Here is a 20266-nt window from a genome sequence, read left to right on the forward strand (position 1 = left end):
CTTACTCAATATCAAATATAACTGGTTGTGTATTTCTTTCTATTTCTTCTAACGGACTTCCTTTTAATTCGTTTAATTCTTCTACAGATAATAATGTTTCTCCGTCTTTTAATTTTAATTTCTCACCATCAAAGTAGACTTTGTCCGATTGACGAGCAATTCGTTCGGTTGTGGGTAGCACTTTATCAAAATCTTCTGTAGGTACAATATCTGAACCTGCTTGAACAATATGGTATTTATCATCAATATATCTTAAAAATAATAACCAGTTCATTTAATCATCCTCTCATACACACTCTAGTGCTTCGTGCAGTAACTTTATCTTTGGAAGTGCCACCAATACGTCTCACTTTTAAATAACAGTTAAGTGGTTCATACGTTGGCACACCTAAATCAATTTGAATAACACCATACACTTCATCATCAGTACGCTTGGCAATCGTTTTATAACTAGCTGTTCTATTTTTATCGCCATTACCAAATTCTTCAACAATAATTTCAACGGCTCCAACATCACTTTCATTATTGTAGTCCCAACCAATTGCATAAGATACATTTAAATAACGTGCTTTATGTTGCGTATAGAAATATTCAAATACCTGTGGCTCAGTTTCAGATGTCAAACTATAACGTCCGTTGTTCTCTACTGCGGAATAATGAAATAAGTTTTTTTGAACTTCTAAGTCCATTTTTGGTACACCATTCACCATGTAGACTGCGCCGTCTGGACGTGTGATCGTTAATCCAGTAGGACTTAATACAGTTCGAGATAAACTGTTAGGATCAATTGACATCAATTCATTGCCTATTATTGACATGTAACCTTTCGGTCCAATCACGTTCACGTTTTCAGTCCAAATTGAACCTGCCGTGATTGCATCTGCTACAATACCTTCAGCAGTAATCGCTGTTCTTGCAGTATTTCCTGCGTCAGTCGAAAGCATTAGGCCACTACTATTTAATGTCATTTGGTTGTTAGGATTATTCTTATCTACGGCATGAATACCATTCACATCAAAAGCTAATTCACTTGATGTGTTTGTTAGTTTATTAACCATTGATTGACTACGCTTATCTAGCACATCAAACTTAATCTTTTTACGACCTTCCAATAAATCTTGAATATCTTTAACGGCTGTACTCATGTTACCACTGTACGTTTCACCACTCGTTTGTGTACCGAAAGTAATCTCAATGTTAGTTAAATAACCTTCACTATTAACTTCTCTATCTATTTTAACCACTCGTATTTCTGTATCTAATCCGATACGTTCATCAACTAAAAATACACGGTCGCCGAGTTCTGCATGTTGAAACCTATAACCGTGTTTAGTCATGTCATAAATATCAGCTGTGAATGAGATATTAACGCTTTTATCCACTGCATCTTTTAATCGCTTATCCATAGTTTCTTGCTTTTTAATATTTGCATTCATAATTGGTGGGCCTTCACGTATACCAATAATTTCTGCAAGTGGTGATGTGTATTCACGTTTGAGTTTAGCTTTTTTAGTTACATCTTCTTCGCTTTCGTTACTTTCTACAACTTTTACGCTTGTCTTTTTGTAGCCAGATGATGTTGTAGACGTTGATGTTGAAGTCGCTTTATCTTCGGTATCATCAACGCCACCTTCTTCACGATAATCACCATACCCACGCATATAAGTCCACATTTCTGATGCGTCGACTTCTTTTTCAATATCTTGAGTGTTTACTTTGTGACGATACTCAAAGTTTGCGTCATTACCAATTTGATTGTACAGATAACAAACATTACCGACTAACTTCATTTCATATTCAAAACGCTCAATAAATGTTTTAAACGCTTCTAATTTCGTCTCACCTTCGCCAATTCCCTCAAATTGATTACTTGGTGCTGTATCTACAGTCACATAATCAAAAGGCGTGTCATTAAATACTAAGTCAAAGGCTTCTTTGGTTGTTAGGCTAGCGTCGATACGCTCATATATTCTGTGAGTATTTAACCAGTCAAGCATGTGTAAAATACCTGTGACGCTTACTTTATATTTATCACCATAACCACTCAATTTACTGTTGATAATTCTGTACTCTTTACCTTCAAAAAGGATGACCCACATTTTTAAATCGTCTTGTTGATCTAAAAAGATACTATTCATTTTTGTGTAAGGTATATCCATGTCGATACGTTCGTCACCGTTTAATTCTTGTTCATGCTTTATCGTACCCTGCAAATAATATTCTTCGCCTTCTAAATCTCTGATAAAAAATAGGTTTTCCAACTTTCCACCACCTCAAAATAAAAAGCCGGCATAATAGCCGACTTGAATTAACCTAATAACGCATTGACCATAGGTAACTTACCAAAACCGAAGTAGCCTTCAAATTGATACACTTCGCTTTTTTGTGTCTTATGGTTGGTATATGTTTTAGGATATAGCTTTTGTAAATCGTTGTTACGGTGTTGTAATGCAAACAAACCTTTACCGTATAAATCACCGTCACGGTCTGTATATCCCATACGCAACGTGTCATAAGCGTTATTGTTATGACAAATTAAATATAAATCATTAAAGAATGATGATACTGCCGCAAATGAATACGGCGCCTCATCTTGCAAATATTCATAATTATTATCAAATATTTGCGTTGTGTACTTAGTGCCGTAGGATGTAACAATGTCTGTTGCGAAATTAGGGTTTACTGTAAACATATTCACATACCCACTTTTTACCGTTGTTTCTTTTAGCCACTTTACTTTAGTATTAAATTTAACTCCACGAGATGTGATTGTAGTTACAATGATAAACTCACAATACTTTTCATCTGTTGTAGGATGTACACCAAATAAATTTTGAAGTATTTTAACTTCTGTAAATGATGTTTCAGATAAACTTTGAGCCATACTCACTTCTTTGTTGTCAATAAGTAGTGTTTGTTTGCCTTTATCACTTAGTTTTAAAGTACCTGTGCTATTGTGTTCTGGCATCCATTCCGTACGGTCGCCAAAGTCCACAGAAAAAGCAAATTCTTTGTTACTATCATATAAAGCGTTTTGTGTTTTAGTCACTGTTGCTCCTTTAACAACATAAACAAAAGTATCAAAATCATATCCCGGTTTTGATGTTGCGGATTTCATACGCAACCAACCACGAGGTGATGATGTTGGATATTTATCATCTTGTCCTAAAAATTCAAGTGTTAAAGTGTGTTGCTTGTTATCCATTCCATTAGCAATGTTCACTTCGTACACACCAGCACCTAAACTACTACTTGTATCATGCGCACCTAAATTGGTAGATATATTTTTAACAAATGTACCGTCAATTGATGCTTTCCAAATACCTCCGCGAGCGTCTGCATAAATACGCAATGTGATTGATGAGCCTGTAAACGTATAATTTACTTTTGTACCGATTGTTGATGCATACCAGTTATCTCCTGAACCTGTTACAGTACCGTCGCTAACCATTGATTGAGCAAAGTTATCTGTTACTGATTGTGCAGATGATGATGTCACTTGACCCACATAGTCCATATTTTTAAACTTAATAAAATCGTCGTTTAAATTTTTCCCAAAGTTTAAAATGAACTTATCTTTCGTGCTTAAAGCGATAGATAGAGTTAAATCTCTATCTTTATTGACTTTGATTGTATTATCTGACAATTGAGCGCTATTTTCTTGATGAAAATCTAAAAAGTTACGTTCACTATCTTTTTTTAGTGCAAAGTTTCTTTTCTTATCATAATCTGATAAGCGTTCGCTCAATACTTTATATGATCCACGAGCGTCTACTATTTCTGTGCTAGAAGTACCACTTGATGCGATAATATTATCTAGTCTTTCATTTGTTCTATCACTTTGTTCTTTCAATTCTTGAGCCTCATTTAAAGCGTCATTTGCTTTTTTTGATAACCCTTTAACTTCTCCAATATTCTCAAATAGATAACCCATTTTATTGTCAGTATCAACTTTTGAATTATTGTAATCATTAACTAAGTCTTTTACATCACTTTGAGCTGTTTCCACACCATCAAATAAATATTTAAAATTGTTATTCGCACCTGTTAAATTGCTTCTATCCCAAATGCTGTCAAGTACGTGTCTCCCAGCCATATTATCACTCCTTATTTAAAATAAAATGGGAAGTCAAACTGAATATCATCCATTGTTCCACCACTATATTCAATTTCGTTAATACCAGGAACAAGACTTATATATTTTCTGTTTGTTTGTCTTAATCGGTTTGCTTGATAACCGACAAATGCTTGTACACCGTCTAAGTCAACAGTATTACCGGTTCTAGGTGTGTAGTATTCAAACGTTTCTCCTGTTGTTTTATTAGTAAGTTTGAAATTACCATCTGTTAACAAATGTTTTAACTTTATCTTTAAAGGCATATTACGAGGATCTAATGTGACGTTTCCACCATTCCACACGGTAAATTTGTTCTCTGTGAATGTGTATTTTGGATAATCAATATTTAATCCATCAGCTAAGCCAAACTGTTCAGCGATTGCTTCAAACCCTTTTGTTTCTATATCTTGAGTTGTATATTTCGTTCTCCAAAATGGTAGACCAATCACCTGAGCTTTAAATTCTAAAGTGTGAATGTTTATACCATTTATCCTATCTGGCATATAAGGTTCATCTATTGCTACTTTAAGTACTCTTGTAGGAAGACGGTCATCACTAATATAAAAATACGGTTGGCTATCCAACATAGCATATAATTCACTTTTTAAAAGCTTTTGGTCGTGCTCTCCATGATAATGCCGTAACCAAAAGTTTAAAGTGACTTCTCTTTCTTTATAATCAAATCCGTAATTCACAGCTCCAGGAATACCTTTAATGTTTTCAACATATCTTTCTTTTTCTATCGCAGACACTAAAAAATCCAGTGGCAAAACGCCAACTGGATAATCAATCTTATTCATGTCTGGATCATGTATGGTAAATGGCAAGATTATCTACCTCCCATTAATTTAGTTTTCATATTTAAAGCCTGTTGTTCATTGTTACTTTTATTGAGTTCTCTAGGATTTAAATAAACGTTTGTATCCTTATTCTCAATACCTTTGTTACTTCTAGCAATTTCCATAAGCAAGTTAATCTGTTGTTGTTGTTGCTCAATCATCTGTAATAGTAAGTCTGTATTATCGCCTGAAGCGTTATTAGGTACTTTCAGATTATTAGGTCGCTTATTACCTGTTGATTTCCCTTTATCGATATCATGTGCTGCAAGCGCTAATAGCTTCATAGCATCACTGCGTCTAGCAGGGTCTGTTGGAATTACCCATTCAGGATAGCCACCTTCTGCAATGTTGTACCAACCTGCATTTTTGATTAGACCACCTGTGGCGTAACCGTGACCATGACCTATTACAGATAACATTCCTGATTTGCCATATCTAACTTTTGCCCAATGAATACCGGCTAGCAAGTTATCAAGTGGGTTAAATACATTACCGTGTCCTGGGAATTTCATTGACTGGAATGTACGTTTTGCAACTTGTACTAAACCTTTGGCTTCGTTTCCTCCTGTGTTAGCGTCAACATAGCCACCTTGAACTGCTCTAGGGTTACCAGAACTTTCACTGTCAATTTGTCTAGCCCATGCATTTACATATTCTGAAGTTGTAGGTAACCCATTCATTCGTAAGGCTTGTTTGATTTGTGGTGCCCATTTTCTTCCAGCTTTTGGAGAACCGCCTCCACCTTTTAATTTTTTAAGCCAACTTTCAGGGTTAACTGCAGTATCGTTACCTGCATGGCTACCACGCATTAATTGGAAGTGAAGGTGAGCACCACGAACGAAGTTACCTGTAGCACCGGATTTACCAATCAACTGACCTGCACGTATCTTTTGCCCTTGTTTTGCAATTTGTTTAGATAAGTGCATGTACCAGTTCCACTCATTAGCACCTGTCTTGATTTGAACAGAATTACCACCACCGTAGTCAGTCCAAACCTTATCTGCTACACCGCCTTTTACCGCATAGATAGGTGTTCCAGTTGGCATACCGAAGTCCATACCATAGTGTTTACCACCGTTAAATGATAAGCCACCAGTATAATTACCAAAGCGTTGCCAAACTGGATAGTCGAATAAGTACCCACCGTCGCCACCACCCATGTCTTCAAGCCAACCTTTAACTAAATCTTTAACACCGTTTTTCAGTTTCTTGAACATGGCTTGCATAAGTTTGTATGGTAATTCGGCACCTTTAAGGAAATCGAAATTGACACCAAATTTATCAATTACTTTATTTATCAAGTCCATTGGGTTATCAATATATTCAAATATATCTTTACCAAAGGCGATTGCATCACTTACGGCATCTTGAGCAACTTCAGCCACATCACTGATTTTCTCTTTACCAACTTTTGCAGCACTATGTGCAGTGTTTTTTACACCCTTACCAAAGTTACCTGCAACATCTTTAACAGTATCAATCGCGTTGCTAAAGAATCCTTTTTTCTTAGTCCCTTTAGCAAATTTAGGTATAGTTCCCATATTGAATTGTGGTCGTGTTAACATCGCATGTGTTTGTGCACCATTCAAGATACGAGTACCCTTTGATAAAGGCATTGTTGTATCTTTAGCAGGTGTGATAAAAGGTTTACCTTTAGGTGGTATTATAGTTTCATGTCTGAAACCACCAGGACCATTACCTTTACCTTTATCACCTACGGTAGCAAGTGTGTTACGGTTCAATTTACCATTCGTTACATAATTTTGTGTGTGGGTGCTTTCAGTACCTGTATGCAATTTAATTTTAGGTAATTTATCCATACCTATTTTATCTGCAACCCAGTTAACACCTTCAATTAATTTATTTAAACCGCTTTTAACTTTGTTAACCATACCACTGATATGGCCTTTAATTTTGCCAATTATAGACTTCAGCCCGTCACGCATATTTGTGAAAGTTGATCTAACCTTAGACCACAAAGCTTTAGACATATCAACAACAGAATTTTTCATACCACGCCAACTAGCTTTGGTACTACTAGCTATTTTAGACATTGTGTTATGTGTACCGGATTTCATACGATTCCAAGTTCCACGTACACCGTTCCATAATGATTTAGCTAAATCAGTGACTTTATTTTTAATAGAACGCCACGTATTAACGAGCCAATTTTTTAATTTGCTAAAGATACTCTTAGTACTAGACCACAGATTATTAAATGTATTTTTAACACTTGAATATAAAGACTTAGTAAGTTTTACAACATTATTTTTTAAAGATCTCCAAGTATTTACTAACCAGTTTTTCAATTTAGAAAAAATATTTTTCGTGCTAGACCATAAACTAGAGAACGTTTTTTTTACACCCGTGTACAGACCTTTAGCAAGTGCCACTACTCTATTTTTAATAAAGTTCCAACTTGAAACCATCCAAGCTTTTAAAGTAGTTATCGTTTTTCGAACACTAGTACTCATTAATTTAATCGCATTTATAACGCCAGTTTTAATAGCTCGCCAAATTCTTAATGTTGTATTTTTAATAAAATTCCACAAATTTACTAGGAAATTTTTCAAACCATTAAAAGTTGCTTTACTTGTAGCAATCCAAGCACGAATAATTGCAACAACTCCATTTTTCAACGCAGTCCAAATTCTAATAGCTGTTGCTTTTATCACATTCCATAAGGCAGCTAAAAAGGCTCTTAAAATTGCAAAGTTATTTTTAGCAATCAGAACAAAACCGCGTACTATCGCTATTACGCCATTTTTAAAGCCATTCCAGATTGCAATAGAGAGATTTTTTAAGCCCGTGAATATTGCAATCACTGCATTTTTCATTCCAGTAAATAATGCTTTAACCACAGTAACTGAAACTCTAACACTTAATGTGACTACATTTTTAATTACAGTCCAAATAGTACGGAACGCATTAATTAACAAAGCACCTAAGGTCTTAGCAATAATCACTAAATTACCTAAGGCAAATCTAAGAATACCGGCTATAACTTGTAATGCACCTGAAAAGACCTGTTTAATACCTTGCCACATTAATGAGAAGTCGCCTGTAAACAAACCTTTAAAGATGTTGATAATACCACGAATAACATTAAGTCCACCTTGTACAACCATTCGAATTGATGTAAATACATTAATTACTATCTGTTTAAGCCCATTAAATACAATACTAAAGCTTGTTTTAATAGCACCTAAAATAGGCTTAATTATAGCGTTATACAACGTGCTTAAAACTATTGATACAGTTGCTTTCACGATTTGGAAAGCTGCAATAATGCTATCTCCATTTTCTTTCCAGAAAGCTTTGAAGTAAGCGCCAACTGCTATTGAGATACTTTTAATGAAGTTAACAAAATCATTATAAGCACCACGTATCATTAGCAACGTTGAAGTGAATTGTCGAGCTGCTTCATCAGGTAGTATTTTTTTGAAGATGTTTAATCCTTCACCAGTGTTTCCACTAAATACTGCTTTTATACCAGCGCCGAATTGTTTAATGATATTCCATAACCCAACGAACGCATTCTTAACTGGATTGATTACTGCATTAACAATGTTTCTGAAAGTCTCTGATTTTTTATAGGCAACTACAAACGCTACACCTATTGCTGCAATAGCTGCAACTGCAATTCCTATTGGTCCAGTTAAGGCAGTCATCAGTCCACCTATTAATGGTATTCTAGTAATCAACCCACCTATCTTAGGTAGGATTCCTTTAATATTCGCACCAAATTTAGTAAAAAAGGCTTGTCCGCCTTCTGTAGCGGTTAATATTTTAACTGCTTCTGAAATACCTACAATACTATGTGCTAGTATTCCAGTTAGTACCAGTAAAGGTCCTATTGCAGCACCTAAACCAACAAATATCGTAGTTAAAACAATCAATGGTGTTGGCATATTGTTGAACTTCTCTACTAAGAAGGTTACCGCTTTAGCTAATCCTCTTAATACTGGTGCAAATGCAGTTCCAATTGTAATACCTAGTGATTCAAAAGCACCACCTAATTGTTCAAGCGACCCTTTTAAATTATCTTTCATCTTATCGGCCGCTTCTTTTGATGCACCATTTGAGTTTTTCAATGAGTCGCTATACTTTTTAAGTTTAGCTGGACCTGCGTCAATCAATGCTAAGAAACCACTTGCTGCTTCTGTACCAACAATTTGTGCTACATATGCAAGTTTTTGATCTTTAGTCATTCCTTGCAAGGCATCTTTAAACTGACCTATCAAATTAGGCATACCAACAAATTCACCTTTAGAATTTGATAAAGAAATGCCTAATTTATCAATAGCTTTTTGTGATTGAGCAGAAGGTTTTGCTAATTTTATAAAGGATGCACGTAAAGCAGTACCAGCTTGTGAGCCTTCAAGCCCACTATTACTCATAACTTCGATTGCTGCAGAAGTATCTTCTAAAGTAACACCTAAAGAATGTGCAGGTGTACCCGCATATTTAAGTGCATCTCCCATATACTGAACGTCTGCTGCACTGTCATTAGCTGCAGTTGCTAATAAGTCGGCTACATGACCTGAATCAGAAGCTTTTAAGTTAAATGAGTTTAAAGATGATGCCATAATTGTTGCAGTTGTCGCTAAATCTGAACCACTTGCTTCTGCTGCACTGATAACACCAGGCATAGCTTTCATGATTTGGTTAGTATTCATACCTAATGCTGCTAATTCTTCCATACCTTTCGCTACTTCTGAAGCAGAAAGTGATGTTTTAGCACCTAAATCAACTGCTTGGTCACTCATAGCTTTTAATTGCGATTTAGAAGAACCCGCAATAGCACCAACTCGTGACATTTGGCCTTCAAAGTCTGCTCCAGTTTTAATTGCAGCACCAAAACCAGCTACAACTGGCAATGTGAAGTACATTGACATGTTCGAACCAACATTACGCATTGATGATCCTACGTTATTAATCGAGTCTTTGTACTTGTTTACTGTTTGAATACCTTTACCAAATCCTGAACCACTCAAATATTGAGCCTGTTTTTGCTCTTGTGCCAATCGTTTATAGCTTTGAGTTGTTTCATCAATTTCGGTTTCAAGTTCATTCATCTTGATTTTTTGTTGTGTAATAGCACTAGCCAATTCTCGTGCTTCTTGACTGTTTTCACCTTGCGCATTAGCAACATGCTTATATTGAGCACTTAATTCACGTAACACTGTTCGTTGTTTAGTTAAGTTTCCACTTAAGGTGTCTAAATGAGCTTTATAAGCTTTAACGTTTTCGCCTGCACGTGATAAATTACTTCTCGATAATGCTAAGGTATCATTAAATTGCGTCATCTTTGCTCTGATTTGAGACATAGACGATATACCTTGCTTTTGTTCCATCTCAAGACGATTGTGTGCTTGTGTTGTTTGTGTGAGTTGACCATTTAACTCTTTCAACTTCACAAGTTCTTCAGTTAATTTAGCATTCAGCTGTTGCGCTTCTTGACTTGTAGCACCGTATTGCTTTTTAGCATAATCATATTGTCTAGATAAATTTTGAACAATGAGTTGTTGTTGCTTCATGCCATTATTTAATTCGGCTATGCGAGCTTTATAAGCCTGTGCAGTTTGTCCGCTCAACTTAAATTTGTTAGCACTGATAGATAGCGATTGGGATAACTGCGTCATCTTCACTCTAATTTCAGACATAGACGAAGTTAGTGTTTTTTGTTCAAACGAGAATCGCTTAGCTTCTGCAGTAGTCTTTTTATACTGATTATCTAATTGGTTTAAAGAGTTCTTCTCTTGCAAGATCTTCTCTTTCAATTCAAGAGCTTCTTTACTCATAACGCCTTGTTCCCGTACCACTTTTTGATAGCGACTTTCTAAAACTCTAATCGTGTTTTGATGCTTTTGAATAACTGTGTTTAACTGAGTTAAATAGTTTTTATAACTTGTAGTTGACTTCTCTGCACTTTGAAATGCCATGTTTGCGATATTCAATTGACGTTTCATTGTACCTAACACTGTGTTTATTTTTTCCATTGAGAACAAAGTTTGTTTAGAAGTTGTACCAAATTGTTTCATTTCGGATTGCGTAGAGTTTAATTGACGTTGATACATTTGTAATGCTCTATGCTGCTTACTGTATTCTTGACGTAACTTCTCTGCTTCCACACTTGTACGTTGCTCTTCTAGAGTCATTTTTTTCAATTGACTTGAGATATCTTTCATTGAATTTTCAGTCACGTCAATTGCTTTATTTAACTCTTTGGTTCTTGTTTGGAAAGACTGCATAGACTTTTCAGAGTTTTTAAAGTTAGCATTAGAACGACGCATTTCAGTATCTAAGGTTTTAAATTGACTACGTATCTGTTTCATTGTTCTATCAATACCAACATCACGCATATTCATTAATATGGACATGCCTTTAAATCTTGATTCCGCCACTCATTGTCACTCCTTTCTTATTTTAGGTATAAAAAATAAGCCTTAGTGTTGATAACTAAGGCTATAAGGCTGTAAATAACGCATCTGCTCTATCATCAGTATCAACAGTATTTAGATGACGTTCATCTAAAATTTGAAGTATATAATAAAATGGCATCTTGAGTACTTGGTCGGCCGGTGTGCCATTCTCAATCATCTGTTTAACAACTTTATCCAAGTTCTTTTTCATACCACGATACGTTAAATCTTCGTCTTTTATTTTATTTAACTGATGCTCTGAATAAACTTTTTTGTCTCTTCGTCTTGTTGGCCATTCGCAATAAACTCAACTTGTTTTTGTAAAGTTGGGATTGCATCCGGTGCGTGTAAACGTGTTCTAATATCTTTAGCTGCAAATTGTCCACCATAAATTTTTACAACTACATCAATTAATTTATCTAGTTGATCTTTGAATGATAATTCAATTTCGCCATTTTCTGCTTGTTCTAATTCTGACATTACGTCAGTTGCTTCATATAATACATCTAATGGAATAAAGTGAGGTGTTAAATAAGTTTCTAATTTAATTTCTTCTGCTTCAGGATTTTCCACTAATCTAATATAATTACGTTTTAATTTGTTTGACATGTCTAAAAAACTCCTTTTATTTCGAAATAAAAGGACGGCTCTTACACCGTCCTAAGCTTTACTATTCTTCTTCAATGCGTTCAAAAAATGGTAATTCATACCCTTTATTTTTCAAACGCTTTTCAAAGTCGTTTATATCTTTAACTTTCTCTTCTACAACTTCGTCTTTACGATACTCTTTATCGGTTTTTAAATTAATTGCATCTTTTAAAACTTTAAATTTAGCCATAAGTCAAAACTCCCTTTTAAGCTGATGCAGTATCAGCACTTGTTTCAACTTTTTCGTCGTAAGCACCTTTTAATAATTTTTCAAAGAATGAATCTACTTTAGCACCTTCACGTGCGCTATCGAATAAGATTTTACGTACGTCATCATTGATACGATGCATTGCAGTACCTTCTGATTCTTCTGAACTGAATTCCCAATCATCTTCTGCGGTTTTACCTTCTAAGTTTGGATCTCCGAATAACACTTTAGTTAAACCAACCATTTGGAAAGTACCATCACGACGCTCACGTTTGAACCAAACTGCAACATATTTATTTTGTTTACCTTTAATTTCTTGGAATACGCCATTCTCATCATAAATTTCATTGAAAATTAACTCACGGATAGATTGTGGGAATGCGTGCATTGTCATTGAGATTTTACCTTCACCATCTGTTGTACCTGATTCAATGATAGTACCATCTGCATAAGCGTTTACTGTTTCCCCACCAGTTTCAACTGAAATCTCTTGTAAACCACGTGTTTGTGTTACGTTTGTGTATTTAACATTATCTTGCTCATCTGTATCTAATAAAGCGAAACCTAAATCTTTAATATTAATAAAAGCTTTTGGTGTTTTTGCATATTTGACCATTTAATTTTCCTCCTCATAAAAAATCGCCTCATACCGTCTAGTTGAACGATATAAAGCGAACTGTTTATCATATTCATTACCTAAATTACTTGTTTGCCCTGCTTTCAATTCTTTCCAGAGCAAGTCACTAATACGTTGTGATATTTCATTTCTTCGTAATCTTGCATTGTATTTATCATTTGCTTTAACAAAAACATCAATTTGAACAATGTAGTTATAAGCTACTCGGTCTCCGTCATAATGTAATTCCGGTATAGGATCATCAAAATCATCAAGCACTACATAAGGTTGCGTAATATCCTTAACATCAGGATAATCGTTGAATTTGATGTTATTAACATTGAGTAACTTCATTAGTTTTTCGTCATTTTTTAAGACGCTATAAATTGTATTTAAAATATCAATCATAATAACTTTTCAACTTCTTCCTGTACTTTTTTATAAAACGCAACTTCTGCAGAACGTAATGCTTTTTCAATCGCCCCAAAGCCTTTAGGTCTAACAAACTTACCGTTTTTAGCATAAAAACCTTTTTCGTTTAAATGCACGATTGAATACCTATGATGTGGACCTTCCCAATAAATACGGACAGAGCGCACACCTTTATCCCAATAAGGTTTTGAGATTTTAGCTTCTGCATATTCGGCCCCTGTGTCTCTGAAATATCGGATATTCGCTTTAATCGCATCTAAAACTATTTGACCCGCTTCTAAAAGTGCATCATCAATAATCTTTGTAATGCGTTTGCGATTAAAACGTCTATCAAGTTCTTTTTGCAATTCATCTAATCCTTCTGCACGAATGCCTGAAAAGTTTTTACTCGCCATTAGCTACCACCCCTGCAGTTAGCATTAAAAATTGTTCGTTCTCTACATCAGGTTGTACTAATTTAATGTTCAAATCTTGATGAATATATGGCGACTCTATTTCAACGTAATGCTTTTCATTCGGAACGTACTGACCATGGGTTTCTCTTATAAAGATTTTAACGTCGTGCTCAGTTCCATTTGATATAGCTTGTTGAAGTTCAGTCATTTTCCATTGGGGTACATAGCCCCAACAACTGTAGAGTTTAACTTTACGTTTGACACCAGCTTCAGGTCCTACATTCTCTTGATATGAATAAAAATGAACACGAGTATTTAATTTTTTAGTAGTAATGAAAGGTTTTTTAAATGTTGTTTTCATTGTTAACACTTCCAATCACATTATTCAGACCAAAACTAATTAAATCATCCTGGTAATTATCATTAAAATACTCAAGCAAATCTTCATAAGCATAACGTGATCTGGCAAATACTAAGTCTTGACCTTCTAAATTTTCATATATATCAAACTCACCAAATCTCGACACTAGATTACTGTATGACTTCTTTAAAAGATTTTTTAAATACTCGTCTTCTGTGTCATGTGAGATTTTGGTGTATTGTTTAAATTCAATTAGCAAATCATCTGTGATGTTTTCCACTTACATCACCTCATTTATTACGCTTCCGCTCTTCCATCAGTTGTACCGCCTGCAGCTGTTTGTGATTTAGGACCATTAGCCACTTTTAAATCATAAACTGCAGAAGCTTTGTTATCTGCTGGTTGACCGTATGCGAATGTTTTAGCAGTGAATAATACTGCATCTTCTAAAGCTAGAGTTTCATTAAATTTCTTCACTGTTAAACCACCACCACGAACTGCGTCATAACGATCAGTAACAAAAGCAACTAATTTCTTTTCAGGAACGAATTCTGAAGCAACAACAGATACGTTATAAGGTAATACCGTTACAAAACCACCGTTAGCTGTTAAGTACGTGTAACGTGCTTGGATATCCCACTCGTCTTGAGGGTTTACAACTAATGTTACTTTACCATCAATTTTTAATTTTTTACCTCTAGCATCGACAGATAAGTTTTTCAACACATCTTTTAGTTCTAATACAGTAGTATCCGCGTCAGCAAATGTTAAAGTTCCTAAAGCTTTCTTGTCCGTAACTGCGCCATTATCTGTGTTGATGTCTTTCATTAAACCAACAGGTTGTAATTTAGACGCGCCACCACCATTGATAACTGCAGCTTCTAATGCTACTGAAATAGCCTCTTGAATTTGAGTACGTACAAAACGTTCAATCCAGTTAGGACCAAAGATTGATAAGTCATCCGGTAAAACTACAAAACAAGTCAGTTTGTATTGAGTAAAGTCTTCTTCACGGAATGCAGCATCTAATTGGCCTTTAATTTCTCCAAAGATTTTACCCCATACCGCTTGACCTGCTGGGTCCGCTTTAATTACACGTGTTTTAATTCCTGCATTTTGGAAATTGATTTTAGATAATAACGGATGTTCTTTCTGTAGATCATCAAACACGCGTTCAACCACTGTTTCAGGTAAGATTTTGTCGTCTGTATATCCCACTTCATAATTAATTTCGTTGAAGAATTTACGTTCTTCAGACGTTAATGGGTCTTGAGAACGTTTTGCTAAGATTCCATTATCTACAACACGGTTGTTTACTCTGTTCTCGATTTCTTCTTGTAAATCATTTGATAATGCGTCAAACATAGCACCAAATGCTTTTGATTGTTCTTCATCACTTGCACCATTTTGTACTAAATTAGCAAATTTTTGCTTGTGCTCATGATAGTTTTTGAGCTTTTGCTCATTTTGTTTCATGTCTGCCATATTTTTATTTCCTCCTTAATTTTAAACATTAAAAATAGCCTCCCGTTACTCACGAGAAGCTAGTTAAAATGTAAATCGATTAAATTTGTTATTTTGTGGTTGCTCTGGCGGTTTTGGTGGATTATCTTCTTGTTTTGAGTCATCCTTGACCACACTCTTTGCAACATCTTTTAATAAAGTGAAAATATCATCTAATTTGTCATTAACGACTTTAGCGTCGATACCCTTTTCCTCAGGTTTCTTTTCTTCTTGTGGCGGTGTATCTTGTTCTTGCGGTAAATTGTCCGCATTGTAATGTTTGAATTTGTTTGGCATATTCTTAAACTGTGCCTCCATTTCCGGTGAGATTTTTGCTGCTATTGGGGTTGCATTCTGAATTTCATCAATAAGTCCTAAGTCTTTACATTCTTCGGCACTTAACCATGTTTCTTCGTCTAGCATCTTTTGAAGAAGCGCATGATCAATATCAGGGTTTTTAGCAACATAGCTATTGAATACAGTATTATTAATTTTATCCAAGTCATCTGCATGTTTTCTTAAATCATTGGCATTACCCATTGCGATCGTCCACGCATTATGAATCATCATCATACTATTGGACGGCATTACAACTTTATCAGCTCCCATAGCAATAACCGTAGCTATACTTGCAGCTAAACCTTGTACATTGGCAGTAATATGCGACTTATGATTTTTAATCATATTGTAGATAGCTATACCACTAAAAACTGAACCACCTGGAGAGTTAATATTTAGGGTAATATTTTCAACATCTCCTAAGTCTTTTAAGGCTTGTTTAAACGATACCGCGCTTGTTTCAACATCATTCATACGTTCATCTACAATTTCACCATACATATCTATACTTGCTGATGTGGGTGACGTTTTCTTAACATTGAAAAAGCCTTTACTCTTGTCCACTTGCATTAGTCTCACCTCCTTTAAACGCCTCTGCACTTTGGAGATTTTTCGTAATGATAAATTTATCGAGTTCTGGGTCGTTGGCAGGGTCTTCTCCTGTCATAATACGAACTTGGTTTCGAGTAAATGTACCAGAAGAAACTAATTTATCAATAGATTCAGACATTTGTAGTGGGTCTCGCTTATCAATACCTACTACTTTAATATGTTTATCTTGATTTAAGTATTCATCTTCATAGAAGAATTTTGCGTTTAATTCTGCTTCGATTTTTCTAAGCATTGGATTGATACAGAATTTCAAATATGAATCAATAGCTTTATCTAAATCTGCCATTTCACCTATAACAAGAGAAGGTGGTACACCTATCATTCTTGCGATATCTGTTAATATAGTACGTTTTAGTTCTTCTAGTTCTTTAAATTCTTGTGAACCCTGTGACGCGCCTTTACTCGAATGTTCTTCATAATCTAAACCTTTTGTAAGTGGTGCGATAGCAATAGAATTGTTTTTAAACGCCTCAAACATCATATCTATATACCCTTGCAGTTTTTCTCTTCCACCTTCGGCTTTGAATTGAGTGGTATCGATATTTAGGACGCCTCTTACTTGATTATTCATCAATTGCAGGTCAATCATACGACCAAATATTTCACCATAATCTTCAAATAGCCCCAAAGAATACTGTTCGAGTTCCTTATTACTATAATTGAGATATATTACATCATCCATCGAAAATACACGTTTAAATTCGAAATTATTAACCATAACATTTGTGAATTTATGTGGATATAAACCCATTTCATCTTCCTTCACGAAGTCATCGGCAACAAAAAAGTACCCATCATCATTTTTAACAACAAGTACTTCATTATCCATAATTAACTTATAAATAAACTTTTGCCAAAAATCGACTGCATTTTGATTTTTGTTAGGATGAACATTCAACTTGTAATGCAGGTCATCTTTTTCTCGCTTGTTCCCCGTCATCACTCTAAATTCACTTTGTGATATAGTTCTAGCAACCATTTCAACAACGGTATTTAAAGCAATTTGTTTTAGGTAAGTTTTTTTACTTTTATCTTGAAGAAACTCAAGATCGTACATCCAAGATAATTCAGAATGTCTTTTAAACACACTATCAAATAGTCCCATTTTCTAACCTCCCTTCAGTTAAAATCTCAAACCACTTAATAGATTGATTTCTTCTTCTAAATTAGAATCTTTCAAATCATCTGCACGGTACAATGCATGTACTAAGGCTTGGAAACCGTCAGTTTTACGTCTTATCGGCTCTTTCTTTTCATATTCTTTGTTGCCATCTTTACGTATTTTGACGGCCACGTTCTGCGTATACCATCTCATCAATGGATTATCACCAAAGATAATATGATGTTGCGCAAACATGTCTTCAATTCTAGGTGCAAGTAATGATTGAATTGCTCGAGTATTTTTAATCACTTCATATTCAATACCTGCGTCTTCAAATAATGGTCTAAGCAAGTCCATTCTGAAGTTATCAGCTACTACCTTTTGTAAACCGTAACTTTTTTGTGCTTCACTGAACCAATCGATGATGTGTTTAGGGTTGATAGTCGGCTCATCTACAATTGTGAGCAAGCCTTTCTTTTCCCATTCATGAATAGGTGGTTTTAATTTGTACTTATCCAAGAACTCTTTTCTTGCGAACGAATGAGTTTTCCAAATATAATCATCACCCGATCTAAACAACAAACCTACTGCTGCAAAGTCTTTTAAACTTGCATAGTCAAGACCACCAATACATTCATTGTTTTCAAGTGGTGGTATTGGTCGATTGGTTGCCATGATGTCATCCCAAGGCGCTACCACACTTTGAGAGTCTGTTTCAGGCATATTCATCCGTTTAGTCATAAATTCAGGTCGGTTTGATGGGTTGAATTGAAGTCCTAAATATTGTTGATGCACTTCTTTAAATAACTGACTTCCATATTCACTTTGTGGTTGTTCAAACATTGGATTAGCTTTTTCCCACATTTCAGGCTTATCAACTTCTTCTTTATCATCAATTTTGCAAATGAACGGGAATAATCTATCTTCAGGGCTTATACCTTTCAACACATTATCTGCACGTTCTTTCAACCTATCTAAAAAGCCTTCTCTGACATAGCCATCAGTTCCAATATAAAATGTTCTAGGATGAGCAACCTTACCTAAACCGCTTCGTTTGATGTTAATGATTGAGTCTTTCTCATAAGCATGTACTTCATCAAAAAAGATACAACCTTCACGAGCACCATCTTTTGTTTTTTCATTAGACGTATCAAATAAGAATTGCGATTTAGTCTCAATACCTTCAACTGCAACTTTACTTAAGTAAAATGGATTATTGGGACGATCACCAGTTACATAAAGATTATTACTTTCCACCATATCGTATATTTCTCTAAAACTAACTAGTGCTTGTTTCTCGCTATTAGCAACAACTGACATATTATATTTAGGTATGCCGTGTAAAGGTGTCATAAAGAATGCTGCTAAAGTACTAATGTAGCCATTCTTACCACCACCACGAGCCATTGATATAAAGAATTCTGAGAAATAAGGCGTTTTGCTTTCTTCTTCATATAAAAAAACGAAGCATGAAATAAATTTTTGAAAATCTTGCAATGGGAAAAACCATTTTTCACTAAACTTGATGTAATCTTCTATGCGTTGATCATCAAAATATAAATCATCTCGTTGCAAAATGTTATCTTCTAAAAAAGATATAAGCTTAATTCGTTCTTTATTAAAAATAATCTGACCTGACTTAGCTTTTTCAATGTAATCTGTAACATAACTAGGTATCTTCATGTTAAATCAGGTCCTTTCGCTTGTTCTAATTTGCGACGCTCTTCAGCTTTTTTATCTAAATGGAATGATTTTTCTAAAGCTAACAATGAGCCACTCACTTTATTCTTTTCTGCAATAGCTGGATTAGCTTTCACAAATTCTTGACTTGCGTTTTTAACAATTGTTATCGGTCCTGACTGCTCAATGTATACATCCAAAGCATAGAATAGTCTTAATAAGTTGATATATCGCTCAACTTTTTCAACTTCAACATTATTTTCTTTATCAATTTGACTCGTTAAATAATCTTCTGTCTCATTAATTTTCTTGATTTGATTTTTAGTTAGCTTGTCTTTTAAATACTTGTCATTTTTCAAAGTCCCTCCCCCTTTCTGCAAAATTTATTTTTAATGATTTTCGGTTTGTCAAGTCCCCTAATGTATGTTTTCGAGAAGTAAATCTGCGAAGTTGAGCCAAGCGCCGGTTTCCGCGAAGCCTTTAGTGGCGCGATTATTGAAGGCGGGGGTATTTGACACATTTTACACTTTTGTTATTTTGAATTAAATAATATTTTTATGCAATTTCACTTTACCAGTTTTCATCATCAAATTTATTCTTTCTATTATTTGGATTATGTTCAAATCTTCCATGACGTTTGTTGTGATGAAATTTACATAGTGTTCTTAGATTAGAAAGTTCATATGCTAAATCTGCTCTTACTTCTAACTCTTTAATATGGTCCACTTCTAGTGATTGTTTCTGATTAATCGTCAATCTACCTTCTGCATTACACATGACACATTCAAAATGATCGCGTGCTAATACCTTTAGTCTTGTCTTACGCCACTTCGCATTAGAGTAGAAACCTTTATTCTTTGTACGTTGTTCTATATAGTCTGCATATGCTTTACTCATCTTCATTAACTCCAAACAAAAAGACACACCACCTATGTGATGTGCCTGTATATTCATATCGTGTTAACTCAATTATATAAAATGATTTAATA

The 20266-nt window shown here is 34.8% G+C and carries 19 protein-coding genes; all 19 read right to left on the reverse strand.

Going from position 1 to position 20266, the window contains the following annotated elements; all coding sequences use genetic code 11:
- Position 1: 1 nt before the first annotated feature.
- Positions 2–274 (reverse strand): hypothetical protein, encoded by a 273-nt coding sequence (locus EQ029_RS08225; RefSeq protein ID WP_057504740.1) that lies wholly within the window; start codon positions 272–274, stop codon positions 2–4.
- 4 nt (positions 275–278) lie between these two features.
- The gene (locus EQ029_RS08230; RefSeq protein ID WP_057504739.1) at positions 279–2261 is read right to left on the reverse strand and encodes a phage tail protein; all 1983 of its coding nucleotides are present in this window, start codon (positions 2259–2261) and stop codon (positions 279–281) included.
- A gap of 47 nt (positions 2262–2308) precedes the next feature.
- The gene (locus EQ029_RS08235) at positions 2309–4096 is read right to left on the reverse strand and encodes a hypothetical protein (protein WP_057504738.1); all 1788 of its coding nucleotides are present in this window, start codon (positions 4094–4096) and stop codon (positions 2309–2311) included.
- An 11-nt stretch (positions 4097–4107) separates the two neighbouring features.
- Positions 4108–4944 carry a phage tail domain-containing protein gene (locus tag EQ029_RS08240; RefSeq protein ID WP_057504737.1) on the reverse strand — a complete coding sequence of 279 codons (837 nt, stop codon included), beginning with the start codon at positions 4942–4944 and terminating at the stop codon, positions 4108–4110.
- A gap of 2 nt (positions 4945–4946) precedes the next feature.
- Entirely contained in the window at positions 4947–11339 is a 6393-nt protein-coding gene (locus EQ029_RS08245) for a phage tail tape measure protein (protein ID WP_428843963.1), read from the reverse strand.
- Positions 11340–11424: 85 nt separating this feature from the next.
- The gene (gpGT, locus tag EQ029_RS12580) at positions 11425–11592 is read right to left on the reverse strand and encodes a phage tail assembly chaperone GT (protein WP_154392159.1); all 168 of its coding nucleotides are present in this window, start codon (positions 11590–11592) and stop codon (positions 11425–11427) included.
- A 35-nt stretch (positions 11593–11627) separates the two neighbouring features.
- Positions 11628–11990, reverse strand: coding sequence for a phage tail assembly chaperone G (gene gpG / locus EQ029_RS08250; protein ID WP_037557862.1), 363 nt, complete (start codon positions 11988–11990; stop codon positions 11628–11630).
- A gap of 61 nt (positions 11991–12051) precedes the next feature.
- The gene (locus tag EQ029_RS12585; protein WP_170177295.1) at positions 12052–12219 is read right to left on the reverse strand and encodes a hypothetical protein; all 168 of its coding nucleotides are present in this window, start codon (positions 12217–12219) and stop codon (positions 12052–12054) included.
- A 16-nt stretch (positions 12220–12235) separates the two neighbouring features.
- A complete protein-coding gene (locus EQ029_RS08255) occupies positions 12236–12853 on the reverse strand; it encodes a major tail protein (protein WP_037557860.1) in 618 nt (205 codons plus the stop codon).
- Complete coding sequence (locus EQ029_RS08260; RefSeq protein ID WP_037557857.1) at positions 12854–13261, reverse strand: hypothetical protein; 408 nt, start codon at positions 13259–13261, stop codon at positions 12854–12856.
- Positions 13258–13680 carry an HK97 gp10 family phage protein gene (locus EQ029_RS08265; RefSeq protein WP_037557855.1) on the reverse strand — a complete coding sequence of 141 codons (423 nt, stop codon included), beginning with the start codon at positions 13678–13680 and terminating at the stop codon, positions 13258–13260. The genes EQ029_RS08260 and EQ029_RS08265 overlap by 4 nt, the downstream gene beginning before the upstream one ends.
- The gene (locus EQ029_RS08270; RefSeq protein ID WP_057504735.1) at positions 13670–14041 is read right to left on the reverse strand and encodes a hypothetical protein; all 372 of its coding nucleotides are present in this window, start codon (positions 14039–14041) and stop codon (positions 13670–13672) included. The genes EQ029_RS08265 and EQ029_RS08270 overlap by 11 nt, the downstream gene beginning before the upstream one ends.
- Positions 14025–14321 carry a phage head-tail adapter protein gene (locus EQ029_RS08275; RefSeq protein ID WP_053040410.1) on the reverse strand — a complete coding sequence of 99 codons (297 nt, stop codon included), beginning with the start codon at positions 14319–14321 and terminating at the stop codon, positions 14025–14027. Before EQ029_RS08275 ends, EQ029_RS08270 begins: the two co-directional genes overlap by 17 nt.
- Positions 14322–14338: 17 nt before the next feature.
- On the reverse strand, positions 14339–15526 hold the full coding sequence (locus EQ029_RS08280) for a phage major capsid protein (protein ID WP_053040409.1): 1188 nt from the start codon (positions 15524–15526) through the stop codon (positions 14339–14341).
- Between the two features lie 63 nt (positions 15527–15589).
- Positions 15590–16453, reverse strand: coding sequence for a head maturation protease, ClpP-related (locus EQ029_RS08285; protein WP_057504734.1), 864 nt, complete (start codon positions 16451–16453; stop codon positions 15590–15592).
- A complete protein-coding gene (locus EQ029_RS08290; protein WP_057504733.1) occupies positions 16434–17600 on the reverse strand; it encodes a phage portal protein in 1167 nt (388 codons plus the stop codon). Before EQ029_RS08290 ends, EQ029_RS08285 begins: the two co-directional genes overlap by 20 nt.
- 18 nt (positions 17601–17618) lie before the next feature.
- Positions 17619–19280: a terminase TerL endonuclease subunit gene (locus EQ029_RS08295; protein WP_057504732.1), complete on the reverse strand. Its 1662-nt coding sequence runs from the start codon at positions 19278–19280 to the stop codon at positions 17619–17621.
- Complete coding sequence (locus EQ029_RS08300; protein WP_011276054.1) at positions 19277–19636, reverse strand: hypothetical protein; 360 nt, start codon at positions 19634–19636, stop codon at positions 19277–19279. Before EQ029_RS08300 ends, EQ029_RS08295 begins: the two co-directional genes overlap by 4 nt.
- A 211-nt stretch (positions 19637–19847) precedes the next feature.
- The gene (locus tag EQ029_RS08305; protein ID WP_057504731.1) at positions 19848–20174 is read right to left on the reverse strand and encodes an HNH endonuclease; all 327 of its coding nucleotides are present in this window, start codon (positions 20172–20174) and stop codon (positions 19848–19850) included.
- Between the last annotated feature and the right edge of the window lie 92 nt (positions 20175–20266).

The sequence above is a fragment of the Staphylococcus haemolyticus genome (genome assembly GCF_006094395.1).
In the GTDB taxonomy this organism is placed as follows: Bacteria; Bacillota; Bacilli; order Staphylococcales; family Staphylococcaceae; genus Staphylococcus; species Staphylococcus haemolyticus.

Bases quoted from the DNA above. Each gene is read 5' to 3' on its own strand.
- EQ029_RS08225 (WP_057504740.1), bottom strand. From the start codon at position 274: ATGAACTGGTTATTATTTTTAAGATATATTGATGATAAATACCATATT.
- EQ029_RS08235 (WP_057504738.1), bottom strand. From the start codon at position 4,096: ATGGCTGGGAGACACGTACTTGACAGCATTTGGGATAGAAGCAATTTA.
- EQ029_RS08245 (WP_428843963.1), bottom strand. From the start codon at position 11,339: ATGTCCATATTAATGAATATGCGTGATGTTGGTATTGATAGAACAATG.
- gpGT (WP_154392159.1), bottom strand. From the start codon at position 11,592: ATGAAAAAGAACTTGGATAAAGTTGTTAAACAGATGATTGAGAATGGC.
- gpG (WP_037557862.1), bottom strand. From the start codon at position 11,990: ATGTCAAACAAATTAAAACGTAATTATATTAGATTAGTGGAAAATCCT.
- EQ029_RS12585 (WP_170177295.1), bottom strand. From the start codon at position 12,219: ATGGCTAAATTTAAAGTTTTAAAAGATGCAATTAATTTAAAAACCGAT.
- EQ029_RS08255 (WP_037557860.1), bottom strand. From the start codon at position 12,853: ATGGTCAAATATGCAAAAACACCAAAAGCTTTTATTAATATTAAAGAT.
- EQ029_RS08260 (WP_037557857.1), bottom strand. From the start codon at position 13,261: ATGATTGATATTTTAAATACAATTTATAGCGTCTTAAAAAATGACGAA.
- EQ029_RS08265 (WP_037557855.1), bottom strand. From the start codon at position 13,680: ATGGCGAGTAAAAACTTTTCAGGCATTCGTGCAGAAGGATTAGATGAA.
- EQ029_RS08270 (WP_057504735.1), bottom strand. From the start codon at position 14,041: ATGAAAACAACATTTAAAAAACCTTTCATTACTACTAAAAAATTAAAT.
- EQ029_RS08280 (WP_053040409.1), bottom strand. From the start codon at position 15,526: ATGGCAGACATGAAACAAAATGAGCAAAAGCTCAAAAACTATCATGAG.
- EQ029_RS08285 (WP_057504734.1), bottom strand. From the start codon at position 16,453: ATGCAAGTGGACAAGAGTAAAGGCTTTTTCAATGTTAAGAAAACGTCA.
- EQ029_RS08290 (WP_057504733.1), bottom strand. From the start codon at position 17,600: ATGGGACTATTTGATAGTGTGTTTAAAAGACATTCTGAATTATCTTGG.
- EQ029_RS08295 (WP_057504732.1), bottom strand. From the start codon at position 19,280: ATGAAGATACCTAGTTATGTTACAGATTACATTGAAAAAGCTAAGTCA.
- EQ029_RS08305 (WP_057504731.1), bottom strand. From the start codon at position 20,174: ATGAGTAAAGCATATGCAGACTATATAGAACAACGTACAAAGAATAAA.